The organism is Intestinimonas sp. MSJ-38 (assembly GCF_018917925.1).
Taxonomy (GTDB): Bacteria; Bacillota; Clostridia; order Oscillospirales; family Butyricicoccaceae; genus Pseudobutyricicoccus.
Genome location: NZ_JAHLPO010000014.1, coordinates 40,787 through 61,573 on the forward strand (window position 1 = coordinate 40,787; position 20,787 = coordinate 61,573).

Here is a 20,787-nt window from a genome sequence, read left to right on the forward strand (position 1 = left end):
TAAAACCCGAAAGCAAATTTTCTACCGATTGGAGTGTCAATGATGAGTTATCAAGTATCTGCCAACATCCAGGAAACACTGGACAAGCTGCTGGCCCTGCCCCAGGTGCAGAAAGCCCTGGAATTTGCCCAGCAGGATGCCGACCAGACCCTGGAAAATCAGATTGAACTGTGCAAAATCGAAGCTCCTACTTTCCACGAGGAAAAGAAGGCGGCCCGTTATGCTGAGATGTATAAAGAGCTGGGCCTTGAAAATGTACATATTGACCGCCACGGCAATGTGGAAGGCCTGCGCCCCGGCAAGGGCGGCGGCAAAAAAGTGCTGATGGAAGGGCATATGGACACCGTTTTCCCCATCGGTACCAATCCCCAGCCCCGCAAGGAAGGCACCCGGGTTTATGCTCCTGGCATCGTGGATGACACCCGTGGCATGGTAGTGCCTCTGTCTGTGATCCGGGCCCTGGACGCCGCCGGCATCCAGACCAAGGGTGATCTGGTGTTTGTGGGCACTGTGGAAGAAGAGGGCATCGGCTCCTTCGGCGGTATGCTCAAATGGCTGGATGACAACCAGGTGGACGCCAGCATCAGCATTGACGGCCCCAGCGCCGAAGGCATCACTTATGAAGCCACCGGTCACATGACCTGCGAGGCTACTTTCCACGGCATCGGCGGCCATGCCCACGGCGCTTTCGGCAAGGTGGCCAATCCCCTCAATGCCGCGGCCCGGGCCGTAGCCAAGATCGCCGAATTCCAGGTGCCGACAGATCCCAAGACCTCTTTCTGCGTCTCCAACTTTCATGCGGGCAACGACGCCGGCATCCATGCCATCGTCCCCGAAGCCACCATCAAATTCAATCTCCGCTCCGACTCCCAGGAAGTGCTGGAAGAGCTGTACCAGCGGATCCTGAACGCTTTGCAAGAGGCCTGCGACGAAGAGACCGCCCGTTGGGGCAAGGACACCATTACCGTGACCCACAAGCGTTATTGCAATGTGCCGGCCGGTACTCAGGATGTCCATTCTCCCATTGTGGAAGCCACCTATGCCATCAGCAGCTATCTGGGATATGAGCCCATCTTCTTCCATGGCGGCTCCACCAACTGCAACATGGCCATCGGCAAAAACATCCCTGCCGTTTGCCTGGGCATGGGCAGCCTGGATTGCGGCGCTCACACCCTGCAGGAGTTCTTTGAAACCACCGACGCTCACAAGGGCGTACAGCAAGCTCTGCTTCTGGCCCTGCTCCTGGCCGGCGTAGACGGCGCCACCGACTCTATCCTGGCCTGATCGCCACTTAAAATTTAGCCATTTTAAATCCCCTGACGAAAATTTCGTCAGGGGATTTTTTTGCGCCACTGTGATCCATTTTCAGGCAAAATCTCTTCCTGTATCTGATTGATATCTTCCATTTCTTTTTTCCTGAAAATGCATTTAAAAAAGAAATTTTCCATTTTGTAAAGTGCTTTACAACAACACAATTCTCCCTGTCGTACAATGCACTCAGAGCCTTCCCATGCGGAAATTTTGCAGCGCTGTCAGATCCCGAATATAGGCTCTTCCCTTTCTTCTGCTGAGCACTCCCGATTTTTGCATGGCGCACATTATAGCCTCCTTTTTTCTCCTTGTCAAACTCTAATTTTTTCAAATTTCATTAAAAAACTTACAAAATTGGAAAGGAGTCACTGCTATGGATTTCTTAAAAAACCTGTAACCACTAAAGTGGTTCAACCCCCTCTCTCTGCGGAAACGGTGGCGGAATGGAGGAAAGAATTTCCTGTTCTGAGCAAGGTCAATTACCTGCCCAACTGCAGCCAGGGACCTCAATCCCGCAAAAGCTGGGCAGCTATCGAATCCTACCTGGACAACTGGGCCACAGTGGGGATGGATTGGGATTTTTGGTGTGAGGAAGTGGAACTGGCCAAAGGGGAATTTGCCCGGCTGATCGGCGCCTCCCCATTTCTTCTCGCTTCCTGAGGAATTGCAGCAAGGTTTGCAGGCAATTCCTCAATGCATTCATCATCCTGCCTGATGTTTTTGTTGAAATCAACCAAAAATGCGACAGCATTTTCCTACACAAAAGTGTAAAGCAGACTACAAACTGCCAATATCTACCCATGATATACTGGCCTCACATTCAAAACCGTAATCATCCAGCTTCCACTGGAAAAAAGCAGGAATCCACTTGTCTATCGATCATCTGTTCAAAGCACCTTTCCGCCCTGTGCAAGGCGGCCTGTTTCAAAAGGTGACCAAGGCCGATGTGGGAGACGGAGCCATACAGGATCTACAAAACCGCAGAAAACCGGAAAGCACGCAGCCAGACTGTGCTCAACCTGATGGAAACCGTGGGACTTTCCCGGAATCTGGCTGGAGCCTATCCCCATGAATTGGACGGTGGCCGCCGCCAACGCATTGGTATTGCCCGGGCCCTGGCTCTGGACCCCAAGTTCATCGTATGCGATGAGCCGATATCGGCTCTGGATGTATCTGTACAGGCCCAGATCCTGAATCTGATGCAGGATCTCCAGCAAGAGCGAGCCTTGACTTATCTGTTCATTACCCACAATCTGTCGGTGGACAAGCACATTTCCACCAATATCATGGTAATGTATCTGGGTAAAGTCATGGAATTCAGCCCTGGTGAAGAGCTTTTCAAGCATCCTACCCATCCCTATACCCAGGCATTGCTTTCGGCCATTCCCGTTCCGGACATTGATGTGCAAAGACAGTGAATTCTTCTGAAAGGAGAAATTTCTTCTCCCATCGAACCCAAGCCGGGATGCCGCTTTGCTCCCCGCTGTGTCCACGCCAAAGAAATTTGCTCCCGCGAAGAACCTCCCACTGTTGAAGTTTCGCCTGGGCACATGGTGGCTTACCATCTGGCCGGGCAACTTTCCTAGGCTTTCTCTCTATTCTATCCTCATAAACGAAAAGGTCCTGGAGTTTTCTCCAGGGCCTTTTCGCCGTTTTCATTGTTTATATTCCGAAATGGATCACATAGCACCCCTTTTCCCAGGCGTCATGTAAAATGCCTTTGAGGGAACACAGCTGCTCCTGCTGGAGCAATCGATCCAGTAGATTTTTAGCAGACGAGGGAGGAATGAGGGTGATCCCGGTATAGGCCAGCCCCTGGGCGGGCCGCTGTAAGCTATGCCAAAAGCAGGGGATGCTTCCAAAATGCTCCCACAAAGCATGTACCTCATCGTCCTCCACCGCCGCTGTTTCTCCACAAAGAGAAAGGTCGTATTTTTCATACATTTCTTCCGAAGCCGGGACTTTTTTCATTACGCCAAATTCATGGAAGGCCAAATTTTACTCCCTTCATTCTGTCCAGTTTTCCAGGTGAACGCCCACCAAAGGGAAGGTTCCTGCAAAAGGCACGCGGCGAACCTCATAGACCGTTCCTTCAGCATCGACCCGCTGAAGTAAAAAGCTGCCCTGTACCTCCAGAACGCTTCGCCAGGCCTGGATTCCTCCGGACATACCGGGAGAAAGGGTCAAAGTTCCCATAGACCCTTCTCTTGCTGCAAAAACCACTTGGTCTTCGGCCACCCAGGCTAGCTGGGATTCGATCCACTCCTGCACTTGTTTGCGCAGGGTCCCGTTATCCAAAAGGCTCGTCCATTTCCCCTCAGTGATCACCGTTTCCTTTTGCCGATACAGGAGGATCTCCGGGGATGCGGTATGGTTCTCTCCTACCACTTTGCCCAAAGTGGCATAGGTTTCATCCAGCTGCCATGCATCCACTTGCAGGTCGGAAAAATAAGCATCCAAAAATGGAGCGGTCCCGGGCGATCTCTCCTCCTCCGGCTGCTTACCCGAATCGGAAAGCTGCTGCGGCGATTGCCAATAAACAACAAAACCGTCCGCCCAGGCACTTCCGCAGAGGGTCAGAATCAAAAACACCGCCATACAAAATTTTGCTTTTCTCTTCATAGTTACCCCTCTTCTCTGTTTCATCTCATGATACATCAAACCATTTTTTATGTCAAGGAGGCAAAAAATAACCTGTGAGGTCTTTCTCACAGGTTATTTTGATTGCTTTTAGATATGATCCATGGGATCGTCAGCAGGTTTTCCTTCGGGGGGAATCTCCTCCGTGTGAGAAGAGGTGTTCAGCACCTCTTCTTCTGGCTGGTGGGTATAGCGGGCGTTATAGTCCACTTCCACCACTTTTTCCGGCGCCTGAGCTTCTTCCCCGTTGAATACCTTTTCAAAGGCTTCACCGCTCATGGTCTCATGCTCCAGCAGATAAGCGGCTACCCGATCCAGGATGTCCATATGCTCCTGCAGCATTTGTTCGCAGCGGCGATAGGCCTCGTCGATGATCCGCTTCACTTCCTCGTCGATGAGGGAAGCCACTTCTTCGGAGTAGTTCTTGGAGGCGGCAAAATCCCGGCCCAGGAACACTTCGTCGTGATCGCTGCCAAAGGCGATGGGGCCCAGCTTGTCACTCATGCCGTAGCGGGTGACCATCCGGCGGGCAATGTCAGAGGCCCGCTCGATGTCATTGGAAGCACCGGTGGAAATGTCGTCCATCACCAGTTTTTCAGCAACCCGTCCACCCAGCAGAGTGACCAGTTCGTCTTCCATCTCATTTTTGGAGGAATAGTATTTATCCTCTTTGGGCAGGCTCAGGGTGAAGCCGCCAGCCCGGCCACGGGGCACAATGGAAATCTGATGCACCGGGTCCTGGGTAGGCATCAGCCGGGTGACGATAGCGTGGCCCGCCTCGTGATAGGCTGTGAGCTTCTTTTCCTTTTCGGAATAGACCCGGCTCTTCTTTTCGTTGCCCATGATGACCTTCAGGAAGGCATCATCGATTTCCCGGTTGCCGATCTTCTCCTTGGAACGACGGGCGGCCAGCAGAGCCGCTTCGTTCAACAGGTTCTCCAGATCGGCACCGGTAAAGCCGGCGGTGGTTTTAGCGATGGCGTCAAAGTCCACATCCTCTTCAAAGGGCTTTTTCCGGGAGTGAACCTGCATGATGGCCTTACGGCCTTTCACATCGGGCACACCGATATACACCTGCCGGTCAAAGCGTCCCGGACGCAACAGAGCACTGTCCAAAATGTCAGGACGGTTGGTGGCCGCCAGGATAATAACGCCTTCGTTGGCTCCGAAGCCGTCCATCTCCACCAGCAGCTGGTTGAGGGTCTGTTCTCTTTCGTCATGACCGCCGCCCAGACCGGCCCCTCTCTGGCGGCCCACAGCGTCAATCTCATCGATAAAGACGATGGAAGGCGCATGGCGCTTGGCCTGGTCAAACAGATCCCGCACACGGGAAGCGCCCACGCCCACATACAGTTCTACAAAATCCGAACCGGAAATGGAGAAGAAAGGTACACCCGCTTCTCCGGCCACCGCTTTGGCGATCAGTGTTTTACCAGTGCCCGGAGGGCCCACCAGCAAAACGCCTTTGGGAATACGGGCGCCCAACTGCAGGAATTTCTTGGGAGCCTTCAAAAACTCCACCACTTCCTGCAAGTCACTTTTTTCCTCATCGGCCCCGGCCACATCCTGGAAAGTCACCTTCTGGTCTTCGCTGTTGACCATCTTAGCCCGGGATTTGCCGAAGTTCATGGCGGATTTTCCGCCACCGTCCTGTTTATTCATCATATAATACCAGAACAAGCCGAAGAGGACGATAATGATCAGATAGGGCAAAAAGGCCGTCCACCAAGGCATGGTCATCTTTTCCGCAAAGTCCTGGGTCAGCGTTCCCGCCGCTCGCTGCTGACGGATGGTTTCACCCAGATCATAATAGAAGACCTCCAGCGAGGGGATCTGATAAGTGAACTTAGAGCCATCCCGCATGGTCATGGTCAGTTCGTTCTCATCGATGACAAAGCTGGCCACATCCTGGTTTTCAAAAGCCTGGGTCACATCGGAATAGGTCAGCTGAGCCTCCTTACGGGGCTCCATCAAAAAGCCAATGGTTCCGATGAGCACCACCAGCAGCAGCAGATACAGGCCAATGCCCTTCATTTTGCCGTTATTCAACGAATCATTCACACCTTTCGTGAGGCGGAGCTTTACGCCTGATACACCTCGGGTTTCAAGATACACAGATCGGGCAGGTTGCGGTATTTTTCCGCATAATCCAGGCCATAGCCCACCAAAAAGGCATCCGGCACCTGGAAGCCGCAATAATCGATGTCCACATGGGCCTGGCGGCGGGCCGGTTTGTCCAGAAGGGTCACCAGGCGCAAGGAGGCCGGTTCCCGTTCCTTCAGCATCACCAGCAAACGACTGAGGGTCACGCCGCTGTCCACGATGTCCTCAACTACTATAACATGCCTGTTCTGGATAATTGTGTCTAAATCTTTAATAATTTTCACCTTTCCGCTGGTCTGGGTGCCCCTTCCATAGCTGGACACCGCCATGAAATCCACCGAACAGGGAATGGTGATGGCACGGCACAGGTCGCCCATGAACACAAAAGCCCCTTTGAGCACGCTGACCAGAATGGGGTCTTTCCCCTCATATTCCCGGGAGAGGATCTCTCCCAATTCCTGCACCTTTTCGGCGATTTGCTCTTTGGTCAGCAAAACCTCCGCCACATCGTCCCGCATATTTGCCATGGTCTTTTTCCTCCTCACAACCACCGTCCAGCCGGGGTCTTTTTCTCTCTCTTTTGTTTCCACCCGCACCGGGCCGCCGCACACCAGCACCGGCCCTTTTTCATCGCACACCAGGGGAATCCCTTCCCGCAGATGCACAGGGATCTTTTCATCGATCATCCATTTTTTAATGCTTTTGTGCCCGTTTTTCAGCCGGATCGCATCCCCCGTCCTACGGGGACGCAGCTGTACCGGTTCCCAAAGTTTCTGAAAGAAATCGGCTTTTTCTTCCGGCCCGGCCTCTTTTTTCCCCCGGTGCAGGGTGACCTGAAAGCCCCCTTCTTCTACCGGTTCCCCCTCCTTCAAAAGGCGAGGAGAAAAAGTATGATGCAGCGGATTTTCTTCCTTTTTCCGGCACACCAGCTGCCCATAGACCCGCCGGGCCTCTATCCCTCCCGGCAAGCTACACGCCGCCGAAGGGCCTTTTTTGCAAAGTGCCCACATTCCCTGGCGATGCCTTTCGGAAAGGACCCCCTCTCCACCGGCCTGACGGTAGAGCATGGGAAGCACCCGAAAAGCCACAGCATCCGGCGCTTTCGCCAAAGCTCCAGCGTCTATCGTCCCAGGGGCCAGGGAGTGTTCCTTCAAAAACTGTGCCGCACAGCTTTCCAAAAACTCTTCGTCTTTCCGGGCTCGCTCCCCGGCCTGGCTGATGTGCTCTTCTGCCTGGGAATTGATGGTTTTCAGCAAGGGAAGAACACGATGGCGCAAACGATTGCGGGCATAAGCCTCTTCCTCATTGGATGGGTCACTGCAATAGGGTATGTGGTTTTCCGTCAGATATTTTTCGATCTCTTCCCGGGAGGCCGTCAAAAGCGGACGGATCAGATCACCTTCCGATGCCGGAATTCCTCCCAGGCCCCGGGCACCCGTCCCCCGGCACAAATGAAACAAAATGGTTTCCACATTGTCCATCTGATGATGACCGGTTGCAATTTTCCGGCAGCCGGTTTCTTTGGCAACCCGGCGGAGAAAGGCATAACGCAATGCCCTGGCCCCTTCCTCTGTGCCGCAGCCTTCCCGGCGGCAATATCCCAGAGTGTCTCCCTCTTCTATCCAAAGGGGGATTTTCTGTTCCCGGCAGAATGTTTCCACCAGTTGCCGCTCCCTGTGGGCATCCTCCGGACGCAGGCCGTGGATAAAATGAGCCGCTTCCACCTGAATCCCCAACCGGGGCGCCAGCCGATGCAGCAAATGGGTCAACGCCATGGAATCCCCGCCGCCGGAAAGGGCGCAGAGCACCTTGTCTCCCGGTGCCGTCATGGCCTTTTCTTGCATAAAGGCCAGCACCTGGTTCTCAAGACTCATGATGGGTATTGTCCTGGCCGGAGAAACGGGTATACTGTCCCAGCCATTGCAATTCGATGGTGCATACCTCACCGTGACGGTTCTTGGCGATGATACATTCCACCACATTTTTCTTTTCGGTGTCCGGGTTATAGTAGTCGTCCCGGTACAGGAAAATAACGATATCGGCGTCCTGTTCGATGGCTCCCGATTCCCGCAGGTCGGAAAGCATGGGCCGTTTATTGGGCCGCTGCTCCGGGCCGCGGGACAGCTGGGACAGACAGACCACCGGCACATTCAGCTCCCGGGCCATCACCTTCATGGAACGGGAAATCTCCGAGATCTGCTGCACCCGGTTTTCCGAACTTTTGGAGCCCTGCATCAACTGGAGATAGTCGATGACCACCAGTCCCAACCGGTTTCCCATGCGGCGGCACTTGGCCTTGATCTCCGACACCGTGATGGCCGAACTGTCCTCAATATAAATGTTGGTTTTGGAAAGCAGCGCAGAGGCATGGGCGATTTTGTCCCAGTCATTGTCGTCCAAGGTGCCCATGCGCAATTTCCGGCTGTCCACCAGCGCCTCGCTGGAGATCATCCGGGTAGTCAGCTGCATATCGCTCATTTCCAGCTGGAAAATGGCCACATCCTTCCCCGATTTCTGGGCCGCCGACAACACCAGATTCAAAGCGAAGCTGGTTTTGCCCATGCCCGGACGGGCGGCAATCAAAATCAGGTCGGATTTATTCAGTCCGCCCAGGGCGTTGTCCAGATCGGCAAAACCGGTAGGAATACCCGGCAATTTTCCGGGGTTGGCCGCCAGCTCATCCAGCTGGTCATACACATCCTTGATCACCGATTTGATATGCCGCAGGCCATTGATCTCCCGCCCCTGGCGGATGGCATAGATCTTCTGCTCGGCCAGTTCGGCAATGGTGCTGGCCGTCTCCTGCTCATTGCGGGTCAGATCGAAGATCTCATTGCAGATCTGCTGAAGATCCCGAAGCATCTTCTTTTCCCGGACGATCTTGGCATAATCTTCCACATTGGCAGAAGTGGGTGTCACATCGATCAGTTGCAGAAAATAGGCCCTGTCGGCTTTGTCCTTATAGCCCAGGGCCTTCATTTCCTCCAGCACTGTTACCGGGTCGATCCGCTTTCCCCCGGTGAACATGCTGCTGATGGTATCGAAGATCATCCGATTGGTTTCAATATAAAAATCATCGGGCTGGAGCAGCTCCACCACTTTGGGCACGCAAGTGGGATCAAACAAAATTGCTCCGATGACCGCCTGCTCGGCCTCCACACTGTGGGGGGTCTGCCGGGCCAGAAGCTCATCCATGGTCAAAACCCCCTACTGCATCAGTTCTGCTCTTCCACGACCACTTTCACTGTGCCCACCACTTCCGGGTAAAGCTTGACCTTCACCTGGTAGGTGCCGAAATTCTTGATGGTCTCTTCCAGCACGATCTTGTTCTTCTGGATTTCCACCTTATGCTGGCGCTGCATCTCCTCGGCGATCTCCTTGGCGGTGACGCTGCCGAACAATCTGCCACCGGCTCCCGATTTGGCCTTGATGTGCACCGGCATATTCTTCAGCTCTTCCGCCAGCTTCTGGGCGGCTTCCTTTTCCAGCTTCATCCGACGGGCAGCGGCCTCATCAGCGATCTTCTTGGCATTGAGCACATCGGCTGTGGCCGGGGCCGCCAGCTTCCGAGGCATCAAAAAGTTGCGGGCGTAGCCGTCACTGGCTTCGATGATATCGCCCTTTTTTCCCTGTCCCTTTACATCCTGCAGCAAAATCAATTTCATGGTCATTCACTCCCATCTCCGCGCGTACACAGGATGGAAGAGTCCCGCGCGGCAGGCTCTTCCCGCTCTGCTTCAAAAATCAGGCCGACGGGGCGTTGGAACTGTTTTCCCCATCCTCCTGGTCTCCAGCCAGATATTCCTCAATGGCCGCCCGAAGCCGGGCTGCCACCTCTCCCACATCGGCGTCCTGGAACTGAGCGCCCGCCATGGTCAGGCTGCCGCCCCCTCCCAGTTTCTCCAGCACCACCTGCACATTCATTTTCCCATAGGAGCGGGCCGAAATGGCCACATCGTTCTCATGCTCCCGGAAGACCACAAAGGATGCTTTGATGTCGTTGATGTTGATCAGCTCGTCGGCGGCCTGGGATGCGGTGGCCCGTTCGGTATCTTCGTCCATCACCGAAATGGAAACCCCCGGATAGGGCTGCTCGGCGTTGCTGATGATCTGGTATTTCTTGATGTAGGAATCGAAATTGTTGTTGAACAGGCGGCGGACTTCCACCGTATCGGCGCCACACTGTTTCAGATAGGCGGCGGCCTCGAAGGTACGCACGCCGGTTTTGACGGTAAAGCTCTTGGTATCCAGGAAAATACCGGACAAAAGCGCCTCGGCCTCCTCTTTTTTCAGATCCTGAGAACTGGTGAGGATGTACTGCAAAAGCTCTGTAACCAGCTCACTGGTGGAGCTGGCATAGGGCTCATGGAGGCTGATGACATAGTTTTCGATATAGCTGGCCGCCCGCCGGTGATGGTCGATGACCGCCACCCGCTGAATGGTCTGGAGCACTTCGGGATAATCCACAAAATCCGGCCGGTTGGTATCCACCACAATGAGAAGAGAATTGGAATCGGCGATGAAAATGGCATCGTCCGGCTTGATGAAGGATTCCCGGTATTCCTCCAGCCCGGCCAGTTTGTCGATCAGGTCCTTGGCAGAGGTGCGTTCGCTGTTGACGATAAAATAGGGCTTCTTGCCACACTTGCGCACGGCGGCGCAGATGCCGGCCGCAGCGCCCACCGCATCCAGATCGGAAAGCTGGTGGCCCATGATGAACACATAGGAAGAATCCCTGATGTACTGGCGCAGGGAATTGGCCACCACACGGGACTTGACCTTGGTGCGTTTTTCCACTTCCTTGGCGTGACCACCATAGAATTCAAAAGCATATTTGCTCTTGATGACCACCTGGTCGCCGCCACGGGCCAAAGCGGTATCCGCTGCCAGACGGGCATATTGATACAGCTCGTTCAGATCGGTATCGCCCTTGCCGATGCCCATGGAGATGGTGGCGCTGATACCGGTGCTGCTTTTGATTTCCCGGACTTTGTCCAGCAGATCAAACTTCCGCTCCACAAACTCCAGCAGATCTTTCTGTTCAAACAAAAACAGGTATTTGTCCCGGTCCAGCCGCCGCACCACGCCATGTACCGGCTCGGTCCAGTTACTGATCTCCTCATCCACCTGGGCGGTGAGTTTGGATTTTTCGCTTTCCGAAACCCCTTTGATCAGCTCTTCATAGCTGTCCAGCACCAAAATGGAAAGCACCGGACGGGTGCGCTCGTATTTGGTGCGCAGTTCGCTGTAATCGGTCACATCCACCCAGTACATAGTAACCAGCAGCGCGCTGGAAGCGTCTTTTCCCGAGCGGACGATGTTGCCATACACATCGAATTTCCGGCCATTCACCGCCACCTCATAGGGACACTTGCTCCGCCCCTCCATGATCCAGCGGGTATCAAAACCTTCGATCACATCGGTGATGTGCAGATTGAACATCCGCTCATGGGCGCCGGTGATCTCATAAAAGCTGTCGTTGCTCCACACCACTTCCCCGGTATCCATGCGGAGGATGGCGGTGGGCAGCGGAAAATTCATCAAGGAGTTTTTCGATGCGTCATCCACCTGGAACAAAAGCGTTTCCACTGTCCGGCGAATATCGGCCCGCCGCCGTTTGGCCCGGGCCCGGTAAACGATATAAAGCACCACCACAACGGCCAGCTCACCCAAGGCCAGCCAGATGTTGGTGAATGCCGATATGGCGCAGAACACCAGAAGCAGTGCAAAGGCCAGCCGGGTTCCCGACTCCATCATGCGGGCAATCAATTTTTCCATGGGGCACCCCCCTTTCCCTTCTTCAGAGCCTGCCGCCCCAAAGACGAAATAATTAAAAATAGTATACCAAAAAAGCCCTCATCATGCAAGGCATCTTGCCCGCAGGAAGGAGCCTTCTTCTGGAAATTCAAAAAGCGGGGAAAGGAAAAGAGACGGGAGTGATCCCGTCTCTTTTTAATACGATGGAAAAACAGCTTACTTCAGCTCGACCTTGGCGCCGGCTTCTTCCAGCTTCTTCTTCATCTCTTCGGCTTCGTCCTTGCCAACGCCTTCCTTGATGGCCTTGGGAGCGTTGTCGACCAGCTCCTTGGCTTCCTTCAGGCCCAGGCCGGTGATCTCCTTGACGATCTTGATGACGCCCATCTTGGAAGCGCCAACTTCAGCCAGAACCACATCGAACTCGCTCTTCTCGTCAGCGGCAGCACCAGCAGCAGCGCCAGCAGCAGGAGCAGCGGCAACAGCAGCGGCGGCGGAAACGCCAAACTCTTCTTCCAGAGCATGTACCAGTTCGCTCAGCTCCAGAACGGAGAGAACTTTCACTTCTTCAATCAGCTGTGCAATCTTTTCGCTTGCCATTATAGTGTACCTCCAATTAGTTTTTAATGAAAATGATTAAGCCTGTGTTTCGGCTTCGGCAGCGGGAGCAGCCTCTCCGCCTTCGCTCTTCTTGTCGGCCACGGCCTGCAGAACCCGGGCCAGGGCGGCCACAGGAGCCATCATGGTGCCCAGCACAGTGGACAGCAGGATATCCTTCGGCGGGATGGCAGCCAGGGACTCAACGGTGGCAACATCCACCACTTTGCCCTCCAGGAAGCCGGCCTTGATGTTGAAATACTTGTCGTGGCTCTTGGCAAACTCGGCCAGCAGACGGGCAGGAGCAGTGGGATCGTCCACGCTCACAGCCATGGCGGTTGTGCCATGGAGCACGCCGTCCAGCTCTTCAAAGCCGATCTGGTTGGCAGCAAAGCGCACCAGAGTGTTTTTCACGACGGTATATTCCACATTGGCTTTTCTCAGCTCACTGCGCAGCTTGGTATCTTCTTCAACAGTGATGCCTTTATAGTCCACCAGCACACCGGATGTGGCGTTCTTCATCTTTTCAGCGAGCTGGGCCACCATGGCCTGCTTCTCGCTCAGAACCTTTGCGTTCGGCACTGTTTTCACCTCCGTTTAGAATAAGTGCCCTCACATCCAAAGGACATGAGGGCACAGTAAATCCATACTATAAAATGGAACAATGCATCCTCGGCAGGCGGCACAGAGCCGTTGGGAACCGCAGTTCACCTGCTGTCTTTGGAATGAGCGCTATTATTTTATCAACAAACCAATGGTTTGTCAAGAAAGAACAGGAAAAACCTGATCAGTCGGTCAGACGAGCCTGGTTGATCTTGATGCCAGGGCCCATGGTGGCAGCCACCACGCAGGAGCGGATGTACTGGCCCTTGGCCGCGGCGGGCTTCGCCTTGACGATGGCACCCAGCAGGGCGTTGAAGTTCTCGGTCAGCTTTTCAGTGCCGAAGGAGACCTTGCCCAGGGGGCAGTGGATGATGTTGGTCTTGTCCAGGCGGTACTCGATACGGCCGGCCTTGGACTCGTTGATGGCCTTGGTCACATCCATGGTGACGGTGCCGGCCTTGGGGTTGGGCATCAGGCCTTTGGGGCCCAGCACTTTACCCAGACGGCCAACCACGCCCATCATGTCGGGAGTGGCGATGACCACATCAAAATCAAAGAAATTCTCGCCGGTGATGCGGGCCACCAGATCTTCAGCGCCCACATAATCGGCTCCGGCGTCCTCGGCCTCCTTGGCCTTATCGCCCTTGGCGAACACCAGCACACGGACTTTCTTGCCGGTGCCGTGAGGCAGCACGATGGCGCCTCTCACCTGCTGATCAGCATGACGGGAGTCAACGCCCAGCTTCACATGAACTTCCACAGTCTCGTCAAACTTGGCCTTGGCCGTCTTTATCACGGTATCCAGCGCTTCGGCGGGATCGTACAGCTTGGCGCGATCCACCAGCTTGGCGCTTTCTACATATTTCTTACCTCTGCGCACTTTTTAATCCTCCTAGTTTGTGGTATTTCGGAATCATCCTCCCACGCCGCGGATTTTCCGCGGGGGCGTCTCTTACTCTTCGATGGTGACGCCCATAGAACGCGCTGTACCGGCGATCATGCTCATGGCGCTTTCCACGCTGGAAGCATTCAGATCGGGCATTTTCAGCTCGGCGATCTTGCGCAGTTCTTCCTTCGGCAGCTTGGCCACCTTGTTCTTGTTGGGCTCGCCGCTGCCGCTCTCCAGCTTGCAAGCCTTCTTGATCAGAACGGCTGCAGGGGGAGTCTTTGTGATAAACGAGAAAGAACGGTCGGCATAAACGGTGATAACAACAGGGATCACCAGATCGCCGTCATTCTTTGTACGCTCGTTGAATTCCTTTGTAAACGCCATGATGTTGACGCCGTGCTGACCCAGGGCAGGACCTACCGGGGGAGCCGGAGTTGCCTTGCCTGCGGGGATCTGCAGTTTAATCAAACCTACTACTTTCTGTGCCACTTTCGTTGCACCTCCTTAGCAAAAATGTGGTAAAATTGGACGCTTGGGCGCCCTCCCACCCGGAAACGAATCATCATTTCCGGTATCAAAAACCAGCCAGCTGGTTTTTGGAGCTATTTTTCCATGGAAGCCACCTGGTTGAACTTCAGTTCCACCGGTGTCTCCCTTCCCAGCATGGAGACCATGACGGTTACCAGCTGATCCTGCAGCGCAATCTCCTTGACGATGCCAACGAACCCTTCCAGCGGCCCGTCGATGATCTTGACGCTGTCGCCCACCTGATAGGAAAGCCGGACTTCCCGCTTTTCCACGCCCAGGGCCGCCACCTCGTCCTCAGTGAGAGGAACGGGCTTGGAGCCAGGACCCACAAAGCTTGTGACGCCGCGGGTATTGCGGACCACATACCAGCTTTCATCGGTCATGAGCATTTTGATGAGCACATAGCCGGGGAACATCTTTCGCTCCACTTCTTTTTTGCCTGTGTCCCGGATCTCGGTCACCGTTTCCATAGGCACGCGGATATCGAAGATCAGATGGCCCAGCTTGCGGTTTTCCACTGTTTTTTGAATCGTGGCGGCCACTTTGTTTTCGTAGCCGGAGTATGTGTGAATCACATACCACTTGGCATTTTCAGACATAAGACGCTCCCACCTGCCGAATCAATGGATTTTACAGGATGCCTACCAGCAGATCGCGGATGGTGGCAAAAGCGATGTCCAGCACCCACACAAAAACACCTACCAGCAGAATGCAGAGGATGACCACCCAGGTGTTGTTGACCACCTGTTTACCAGTGGGCCAGACCACTTTTTTCCCTTCGCTCACCAGCTCGCGGAACCATTTGGCGATCCGCTTGCCAGCGCGGGAGAAAATGTTGCCCTGTTTCTGCTTTTTCTTGCCGGCGCTCTTCTGGGTGTCCAGGTTCTTGTTTTCTTCAGCCATGAAGCTGCACCTCCATCCTTTTGCGGCCTATCTGGTTTCCCGGTGTAAGGTGTGCTTCTTGCAGAAGGGGCAATACTTCTTCATTTCCAGACGATCCGGATCGTTCTTCTTGTTCTTTTTCGAATCGTAGTTTCTCTGCTTGCATTCCGTACACGCCAGTGTTACCTTAACGCGCATTTGCGGCACCTCCTCAAATAAATTGCCTCCCTTTTCGGGGTTTACGCCTGCAAGGCATAAAAAAAAGACCCCGATAGGTGTTCCTATAATACCATGCCCTGCGGAAAAGGTCAAGCTTTTTTTCTCTGTTTCTCATCTTCTCCAGATACAGCAAAAGCGCACGGGGGGAAGCCGTGCGCTTTTGCCTGAAAAGGGAAGATGTTGGTAATGATAGACCGGTGGTTTGTGTCCCGGGCTTTCATTGTTCTAGAGTACACTCTAAGGCCCTCTTTTGTCAATCCGGTTCTTTAAAATTTTATATTTATTTCAATATTTTAATTTTTTCGCTCACTTTGTTCATTGTGTTATATATGACACATTTCACCTGGAAACCCAGGTGGGTGTATGATATGATAAATGTGATTTTGATTTTTTCTCCCCTTCCCGCAGGAAGCTGGAGAGCAAGGAGGCATTGCTGCTATGATCATGGCCTTGGACCTGGGGGACACCCGCACCGGCGTGGCCTTTTCCGACGCCACCGAGCTTTTGGCCGGGCGAGCTTACAGCATCACTGAATATCACAAGGACCGGCTGCTGGAAACCCTGTGCCAGACCATCGCCCAGGAAAAGCCCCGGCTGGTTTTGGTGGGGCTGCCCACCAATATGGACGGCACCCAGGGAGAGCGGGCCCAGAGCAGCCAGGAATTCGCCCGCCGCCTGGGGGAAAAATGTCAGGTTCCGGTAAAGCTTTGGGATGAGCGGATGACTTCGGTGATGGCCAACCGCATTCTCAGCGATGCGGGAAAAAAGCGGAAAAAGCAGCGCCAGCGCGTGGATGCCGTGGCTGCTTCCCTGATTCTGCAAAGCTATCTGGACGCAGGCCCATCCCCAAAAATTTAGTTCTTCTTTTTCCCCAGCAGCTGCCACACTCCTACGGCTATCATCAGAAGACCGAACAGGCGGCGCAGCAGCTGGGGCTCGATCCATCTGGCCAAAAAAGCTCCGGCTGCACAGCCAGGTATGCCCAGACACAGGGCAATGGCCCCTCCCTTTTTTTCCACCAGCCCGTGGCGCAGATGAAAAAGGAGGGAGGGGCTTGCAGCGGCCACATAATAGAGCAGATTGATGCCCTGGGCCGTCAGCTGCTCTATCTGCCTCACCTGAAGGAGATAGAGCAGCAGCAAAGAACCGCCCCCTACCCCGGCGCCGGTCAGCGCCCCGGCGGCCAAGGCCGCCAACAGATCCAACAGCAGCATTCTTCTCCCTCCTTATCCCAGCAGACTGCGCACTCCCCCATAAAGCATCAGCAAGGCAAAAACCTTTTGCAGCAGCCTGGGGGAGATTTTATGGTAAAAAAGCCCGCATAACAGCCCTCCTCCGGCCCCTCCCAGCAAAAAGGGCAGCGCCGCCGTGATATCCAGCCCCTGTTTTCCATAAAATAAAGCCGACAGGGCACAAAGGGGCAGCAGAACGAAAATGGATGTGGCCAAAGCCCGCTCCGGAGGCAGTTTCAGCGGCCCCATGAACATGGGCGCCGCCACCATTCCCCCTCCTGTGCCCAAAAATCCACTGAGCAGCCCGGCCAGAAGCCCGGTGAGGGCATAAAGCATTTTTTCTTTTCTTTCCATGGTTCTCCCCGCTTTCTATGGGTTTATTATGGAATTGCCCGGGAGAAAATATGCAATCTGCCGAAAATCCAAAAAGAAAACTGGTAAATTTGATAAATCCGTGGTATACTACTTATAAGTACCGCTCCCTTGTTGGAGCATTTCCTTCGTCCTGCCGGAACAAAATCAGGGGCGAAGCTGTTTTTTCATCGACCGGCGCCCTTCGGCCCCGGCCTTCTTTCTTATGACTTTTTTGCGGTGCCGTACGGTATGTGTATGGCCGCATGGAACATAAAAAAATCTTTATCATTATGGAGTAGTGATCAAATGTCTGAACAACTGAAGAAAGAAACCGGTCTTTCGCAGCCTGCGGGCAGCGAAGGGCCTAAAAAGTCTGCCGCGAAAAAATCTTTTTTCCGCTCGAGAAGCGGTGAAAAGAAGAAATCTGCCGCCAAATCCGCCGAGCCCACGGGCCAGAAAAAGTCCGCGCCCAAGAAAGCTCCGGCCAAGAGCAAAACCAATCGGAATTCTTCCAAAGCGGTAATCGAAAAAGCGGCGGATGCCATCGACTCGGTGAAAAAGCCGGTAGAAAAGACCAAGAAGCCCCAGGAGTCCCGGGGCCGTAACAACAAGAACAAGCTGCGGGTCATTCCTCTGGGCGGCCTGAACGAAATCGGCAAAAACATGACCGCCTTTGAATATGGCAACGACATTGTGGTCATCGACTGCGGCATGACCTTCCCCGACGATGAAATGCTGGGTGTGGACCTGGTCATTCCCGACATCACCTACCTGAAAAAGAACGCCGACCGGGTGCGGGCCTTCCTCATCACCCATGCCCACGAGGACCACATCGGCGCCCTGCCCTATGTGCTGCGGGATGTGAACGCCCCCATTTACTGCACCACCCTCACCGCCGGCATGATCCGGCTGAAGCTTTCCGAGCATCGGAACCTGAAAAAAGTGAAGATCTACGAAAAGCCCGCCGGTTCTACTTTCAAAGCCGGCAGCTTTGAAGTGGAGTTTATCCGCATCAACCACTCGGTGCCCGATGCCGTCTCCATCGCTTTGAAAACCCCGGTGGGCACTGTCATCGACACCGGCGACTTCAAAATCGACACCACCCCCATCTCCGGGGAGATGATCGACCTGACCCGCTTCGGCGAACTGGGGAAAAAGGGCGTCCTGCTTCTGATGGCCGACTCCACCAACGCCGAACGCCCCGGCTTTGCCATGAGCGAAAGCAGCGTGGGCAAGGCCCTGGAAGCCCAGTTCAAGGGCACTGACAAACGCATCATCGTGGCCACCTTTGCCTCCAATGTCCACCGGGTGCAGCAGATCATCAACGCCGCCGTGAAGTTTGGGCGCAAAGTGGCCCTTTCCGGCCGGAGCATGGACAATATGCTGAAAGTGACCACCGAGCTGGGATATATGAACATCCCTGCAGGCACTTTGATCGACATCAGCATGACCCGAAAATACACCGACGATCAGCTGTGCATCATCACCACCGGCAGCCAGGGAGAGCCTATGAGCGCCCTGTACCGCATGGCCTATGGTTCCCACAAGCAGATCGAAGTGGGCCCCCATGACAAGATCCTCCTTTCGGCCAGCCCCATCCCCGGCAATGAAAAATCGGTCTATTCCCTCATCAATGAGCTGACCCGCCGTGGGGCCGAGGTGGTCTATGACAAACTGGCCCATCTTCATGTCTCCGGCCACGCCTGCCAGGAAGAGCTGAAGATGATCATGGCCCTGACCAAGCCTCGCTTTTTTATGCCTGTCCACGGCGAATACCGCCATCTCCAGATCAATGCCGGCCTGGCCCGTTCCACCGGCATTCCCTCCAAGAACATCTTCATCTCCCAGGTGGGCAAAGTGCTGGAACTGACCCGCGACAGCGCCCACTTCAACGGCACTGTGCCCTACGGCCGGGTGCTGGTGGACGGCAGCGGCGTGGGCGATGTGGGCCAGACGGTGCTGCGGGACCGGAAGCACCTGTCGGAAGACGGTCTGATCGTGGCCGTTGTCACCATCGACGGTGCCAGCAACCAGGTGGTGGCCGGACCGGATATTGTCTCCCGCGGCTTTGTCTATGTAAAGGACGCCGAGGAGCTGACCGAAGGAATGCGCCGGGCCGCCTCCGCTGCCCTTACCGAGTGCTCCCGCAACGGCATCCGGGATTGGAACGGCCTGAAGACCACTCTCCGGGACTGCCTGTCCGATTATGTATTCAAAAAGACCAAGCGCAGCCCCATGATCCTTCCCGTCATCATGGAGGTATAAGACTGATCCGTATCCCCGGCGGCCTGTCCGCCGGGGATTTTTCAAAGGAGATCCCAATGACATTTCGCCAGCAAATTTACGATCTAGTGCGCCAGATCCCGCCCGGCCGGGTGGCCACCTATGGACTGATTGCGTTTCTGTGCGGCTCCCCCCGTGGCGGACGGATCGTCGGGGCCGCTATGGCCCAATGTCCCTATGAAGATGTGCCTTGCCATCGGGTGGTGAACCGGCGGGGGGAAATGGCCCCGGGAAACGCCTTCGGCGCTCCAGGCCGTCAACGGCAACTTTTGGAAAAAGAGGGAATTGTTTTCCGTCCGGATGGCCGGGTGGAACTGTCGATTTTTGGCTGGGGCGGTCCGGAATAACCACCTTTCTCCCGGAGACACTAACAAAGATCCTTCAAAAGAAAGGTGGATTCAAAAATGAAAGGCTCATCGTTTGCCATGGGTATTGCGGCCGGCGCCGTGCTGGGCGCTGCCATATCCATGACGGCAGAAACCTATATGACGCCCCGGATGCGCCGGGATATGAAGAAATACACCCACAAAGGCATGAAGGCCATGGGCCATATTGCCGAAGGCATCGGCACTCTGATGCACGAGTGACCGGTAAAATAAAAAAGCGCCGCTTTCGCGGCGCTTTTCTCAAATTTTTTTGCCTTTCCCCAAGGGCCATGGTACAATACAAACAAGCAAAAAGACCATCCATTTTCTCCTCAATCAGAAAGGAGCATCATTCTATGGCAACACTTTTTTATCAGGGCCACGGCAGCTTCCGGCTGGAAACCGCCCAAGGAAAGGTGATCTATGTGGACCCCTTTGCCGGAGAAGGATACGATAAACCTGCGGATCTGATTCTGGTGACCCACGATCACTACGACCACAACTGCATCGACAAGCCGGCCCGGGCTCCGGGCTGCGCCCTCATCACCTGGAAGGAAGCTCTGGAAGGTGGGCACTACGGCCAGTTCACTCTGGGGGACATTCAGGTACAGGCCGTGCCTGCCGGAAACAAAAACCATGACCCCTCCTGCTGTGTGGGCTTTGTCATCACCCTGGACGGCGTCACTGTGTATGCCTCCGGTGACACCTCCTTGATCCCCGCCATGGAAGAGATTCTGGCCCCCATGAAGCTGGACTACGCCATCTTACCCATCGATGGTGTTTACAACATGGATGCATCCGAGGCCTCCCACTGTGCTGCCGTCATCGGCGCCCGCCACAGCATCCCGGTACATACCTGCCCCAGCGACAACGGCCTGCTTTATGATCCGGAAAACGCCGCCCGCTTCCAGTGTGACGGCCGCATCCTGGTTTCTCCCGGAGAGACCATTTCGCTGTAACAGCACAACAGCGCAAAAGCCGCCCTTTCTCAAATGCACGGTGGCCGTAAAACAGTAAAATTCAAAAT

At 54.7% G+C, this 20,787-nt stretch carries 26 protein-coding genes and 1 other annotated feature; of the genes, 9 read left to right on the forward strand and 17 right to left on the reverse strand.

Going from position 1 to position 20,787, the window contains the following annotated elements; translation table 11 throughout:
* Window positions 1-42 precede the first annotated feature (42 nt).
* The gene (locus KQI26_RS09875; protein WP_216504282.1) at window positions 43-1,284 is read left to right on the forward strand and encodes a M20/M25/M40 family metallo-hydrolase; all 1,242 of its coding nucleotides are present in this window, start codon (window positions 43-45) and stop codon (window positions 1,282-1,284) included.
* 7 nt (window positions 1,285-1,291) lie between these two features.
* Here the strand turns inward: KQI26_RS09875 and KQI26_RS09880 are convergent, their stop codons facing one another.
* Window positions 1,292-1,597: a hypothetical protein gene (locus KQI26_RS09880; RefSeq protein ID WP_216504283.1), complete on the reverse strand. Its 306-nt coding sequence runs from the start codon at window positions 1,595-1,597 to the stop codon at window positions 1,292-1,294.
* A 149-nt stretch (window positions 1,598-1,746) separates the two neighbouring features.
* Here KQI26_RS09880 and KQI26_RS09885 point away from each other — a divergent pair, with 149 nt between their 5' ends.
* The 3 genes from KQI26_RS09885 to KQI26_RS15770 all read left to right on the forward strand — a co-directional run bounded on the left by KQI26_RS09885 (window position 1,747) and on the right by KQI26_RS15770 (window position 2,897).
* Window positions 1,747-1,971, forward strand: coding sequence for a hypothetical protein (locus tag KQI26_RS09885; protein WP_216504284.1), 225 nt, complete (start codon window positions 1,747-1,749; stop codon window positions 1,969-1,971).
* Between the two features lie 284 nt (window positions 1,972-2,255).
* Window positions 2,256-2,729, forward strand: a complete 474-nt coding sequence (locus KQI26_RS15340) for an ABC transporter ATP-binding protein (protein ID WP_216504285.1) — start codon at window positions 2,256-2,258, stop codon at window positions 2,727-2,729.
* An 18-nt stretch (window positions 2,730-2,747) separates the two neighbouring features.
* Window positions 2,748-2,897 (forward strand): oligopeptide/dipeptide ABC transporter ATP-binding protein, encoded by a 150-nt coding sequence (locus tag KQI26_RS15770; RefSeq protein WP_371744125.1) that lies wholly within the window; start codon window positions 2,748-2,750, stop codon window positions 2,895-2,897.
* A 76-nt stretch (window positions 2,898-2,973) separates the two neighbouring features.
* On the opposite strand, the gene KQI26_RS09900 is transcribed toward KQI26_RS15770, so the two are convergent.
* The 14 genes from KQI26_RS09900 to rpmG form a co-directional block, all read right to left on the reverse strand.
* On the reverse strand, window positions 2,974-3,282 hold the full coding sequence (locus KQI26_RS09900; protein WP_216504286.1) for a hypothetical protein: 309 nt from the start codon (window positions 3,280-3,282) through the stop codon (window positions 2,974-2,976).
* 36 nt (window positions 3,283-3,318) lie between these two features.
* Window positions 3,319-3,933, reverse strand: coding sequence for a hypothetical protein (locus tag KQI26_RS09905; RefSeq protein WP_216504287.1), 615 nt, complete (start codon window positions 3,931-3,933; stop codon window positions 3,319-3,321).
* A gap of 108 nt (window positions 3,934-4,041) precedes the next feature.
* The gene (gene ftsH / locus KQI26_RS09910; protein ID WP_216504302.1) at window positions 4,042-5,985 is read right to left on the reverse strand and encodes an ATP-dependent zinc metalloprotease FtsH; all 1,944 of its coding nucleotides are present in this window, start codon (window positions 5,983-5,985) and stop codon (window positions 4,042-4,044) included.
* A 47-nt stretch (window positions 5,986-6,032) separates the two neighbouring features.
* On the reverse strand, window positions 6,033-7,928 hold the full coding sequence (hpt, locus tag KQI26_RS15775) for a hypoxanthine phosphoribosyltransferase (RefSeq protein ID WP_216504288.1): 1,896 nt from the start codon (window positions 7,926-7,928) through the stop codon (window positions 6,033-6,035).
* A complete protein-coding gene (dnaB, locus tag KQI26_RS09920; RefSeq protein WP_216504289.1) occupies window positions 7,918-9,249 on the reverse strand; it encodes a replicative DNA helicase in 1,332 nt (443 codons plus the stop codon). Before dnaB ends, hpt begins: the two co-directional genes overlap by 11 nt.
* A gap of 20 nt (window positions 9,250-9,269) precedes the next feature.
* The gene (gene rplI, locus KQI26_RS09925; RefSeq protein ID WP_118747142.1) at window positions 9,270-9,719 is read right to left on the reverse strand and encodes a 50S ribosomal protein L9; all 450 of its coding nucleotides are present in this window, start codon (window positions 9,717-9,719) and stop codon (window positions 9,270-9,272) included.
* Between the two features lie 79 nt (window positions 9,720-9,798).
* Complete coding sequence (locus KQI26_RS09930; RefSeq protein WP_216504290.1) at window positions 9,799-11,832, reverse strand: DHH family phosphoesterase; 2,034 nt, start codon at window positions 11,830-11,832, stop codon at window positions 9,799-9,801.
* A 195-nt stretch (window positions 11,833-12,027) separates the two neighbouring features.
* Window positions 12,028-12,408, reverse strand: a complete 381-nt coding sequence (rplL, locus tag KQI26_RS09935; RefSeq protein ID WP_118747083.1) for a 50S ribosomal protein L7/L12 — start codon at window positions 12,406-12,408, stop codon at window positions 12,028-12,030.
* A gap of 36 nt (window positions 12,409-12,444) precedes the next feature.
* Window positions 12,445-12,987 (reverse strand): 50S ribosomal protein L10, encoded by a 543-nt coding sequence (gene rplJ, locus KQI26_RS09940; protein ID WP_216504291.1) that lies wholly within the window; start codon window positions 12,985-12,987, stop codon window positions 12,445-12,447.
* A gap of 11 nt (window positions 12,988-12,998) precedes the next feature.
* Window positions 12,999-13,147: a sequence feature (ribosomal protein L10 leader region), on the reverse strand.
* A 45-nt stretch (window positions 13,148-13,192) separates the two neighbouring features.
* Window positions 13,193-13,888 (reverse strand): 50S ribosomal protein L1, encoded by a 696-nt coding sequence (gene rplA / locus KQI26_RS09945; RefSeq protein ID WP_216504292.1) that lies wholly within the window; start codon window positions 13,886-13,888, stop codon window positions 13,193-13,195.
* Window positions 13,889-13,960: 72 nt separating this feature from the next.
* Complete coding sequence (rplK, locus tag KQI26_RS09950; protein ID WP_118427371.1) at window positions 13,961-14,386, reverse strand: 50S ribosomal protein L11; 426 nt, start codon at window positions 14,384-14,386, stop codon at window positions 13,961-13,963.
* Between the two features lie 113 nt (window positions 14,387-14,499).
* Window positions 14,500-15,024 carry a transcription termination/antitermination protein NusG gene (gene nusG, locus KQI26_RS09955; RefSeq protein ID WP_118427373.1) on the reverse strand — a complete coding sequence of 175 codons (525 nt, stop codon included), beginning with the start codon at window positions 15,022-15,024 and terminating at the stop codon, window positions 14,500-14,502.
* 31 nt (window positions 15,025-15,055) lie between these two features.
* Window positions 15,056-15,328 carry a preprotein translocase subunit SecE gene (gene secE, locus KQI26_RS09960; RefSeq protein WP_118427375.1) on the reverse strand — a complete coding sequence of 91 codons (273 nt, stop codon included), beginning with the start codon at window positions 15,326-15,328 and terminating at the stop codon, window positions 15,056-15,058.
* Window positions 15,329-15,355: 27 nt separating this feature from the next.
* Window positions 15,356-15,505 (reverse strand): 50S ribosomal protein L33, encoded by a 150-nt coding sequence (gene rpmG, locus KQI26_RS09965; protein WP_118427377.1) that lies wholly within the window; start codon window positions 15,503-15,505, stop codon window positions 15,356-15,358.
* Between the two features lie 459 nt (window positions 15,506-15,964).
* On the opposite strand from rpmG, the gene ruvX reads away from it, so the two are divergent.
* A complete protein-coding gene (gene ruvX, locus KQI26_RS09970) occupies window positions 15,965-16,384 on the forward strand; it encodes a Holliday junction resolvase RuvX (protein WP_216504293.1) in 420 nt (139 codons plus the stop codon).
* Here the strand turns inward: ruvX and KQI26_RS09975 are convergent.
* Both KQI26_RS09975 and KQI26_RS09980 read right to left on the reverse strand, forming a co-directional pair.
* The gene (locus tag KQI26_RS09975) at window positions 16,381-16,740 is read right to left on the reverse strand and encodes a sulfite exporter TauE/SafE family protein (RefSeq protein ID WP_118747088.1); all 360 of its coding nucleotides are present in this window, start codon (window positions 16,738-16,740) and stop codon (window positions 16,381-16,383) included. The genes ruvX and KQI26_RS09975 overlap by 4 nt on opposite strands.
* Window positions 16,741-16,752: 12 nt before the next feature.
* Complete coding sequence (locus KQI26_RS09980) at window positions 16,753-17,112, reverse strand: TSUP family transporter (RefSeq protein WP_118747089.1); 360 nt, start codon at window positions 17,110-17,112, stop codon at window positions 16,753-16,755.
* 306 nt (window positions 17,113-17,418) lie between these two features.
* On the opposite strand from KQI26_RS09980, the gene KQI26_RS09985 reads away from it, so the two are divergent.
* The 4 genes from KQI26_RS09985 to KQI26_RS10000 all read left to right on the forward strand — a co-directional run bounded on the left by KQI26_RS09985 (window position 17,419) and on the right by KQI26_RS10000 (window position 20,719).
* Window positions 17,419-19,377: an RNase J family beta-CASP ribonuclease gene (locus tag KQI26_RS09985; RefSeq protein WP_118747090.1), complete on the forward strand. Its 1,959-nt coding sequence runs from the start codon at window positions 17,419-17,421 to the stop codon at window positions 19,375-19,377.
* Window positions 19,378-19,433: 56 nt separating this feature from the next.
* Complete coding sequence (locus tag KQI26_RS09990; protein ID WP_118427386.1) at window positions 19,434-19,742, forward strand: MGMT family protein; 309 nt, start codon at window positions 19,434-19,436, stop codon at window positions 19,740-19,742.
* Between the two features lie 57 nt (window positions 19,743-19,799).
* The gene (locus KQI26_RS09995) at window positions 19,800-19,982 is read left to right on the forward strand and encodes a hypothetical protein (RefSeq protein ID WP_118427388.1); all 183 of its coding nucleotides are present in this window, start codon (window positions 19,800-19,802) and stop codon (window positions 19,980-19,982) included.
* Window positions 19,983-20,116: 134 nt separating this feature from the next.
* Window positions 20,117-20,719, forward strand: a complete 603-nt coding sequence (locus KQI26_RS10000; RefSeq protein ID WP_216504294.1) for an MBL fold metallo-hydrolase — start codon at window positions 20,117-20,119, stop codon at window positions 20,717-20,719.
* Window positions 20,720-20,787: the final 68 nt, after the last annotated feature.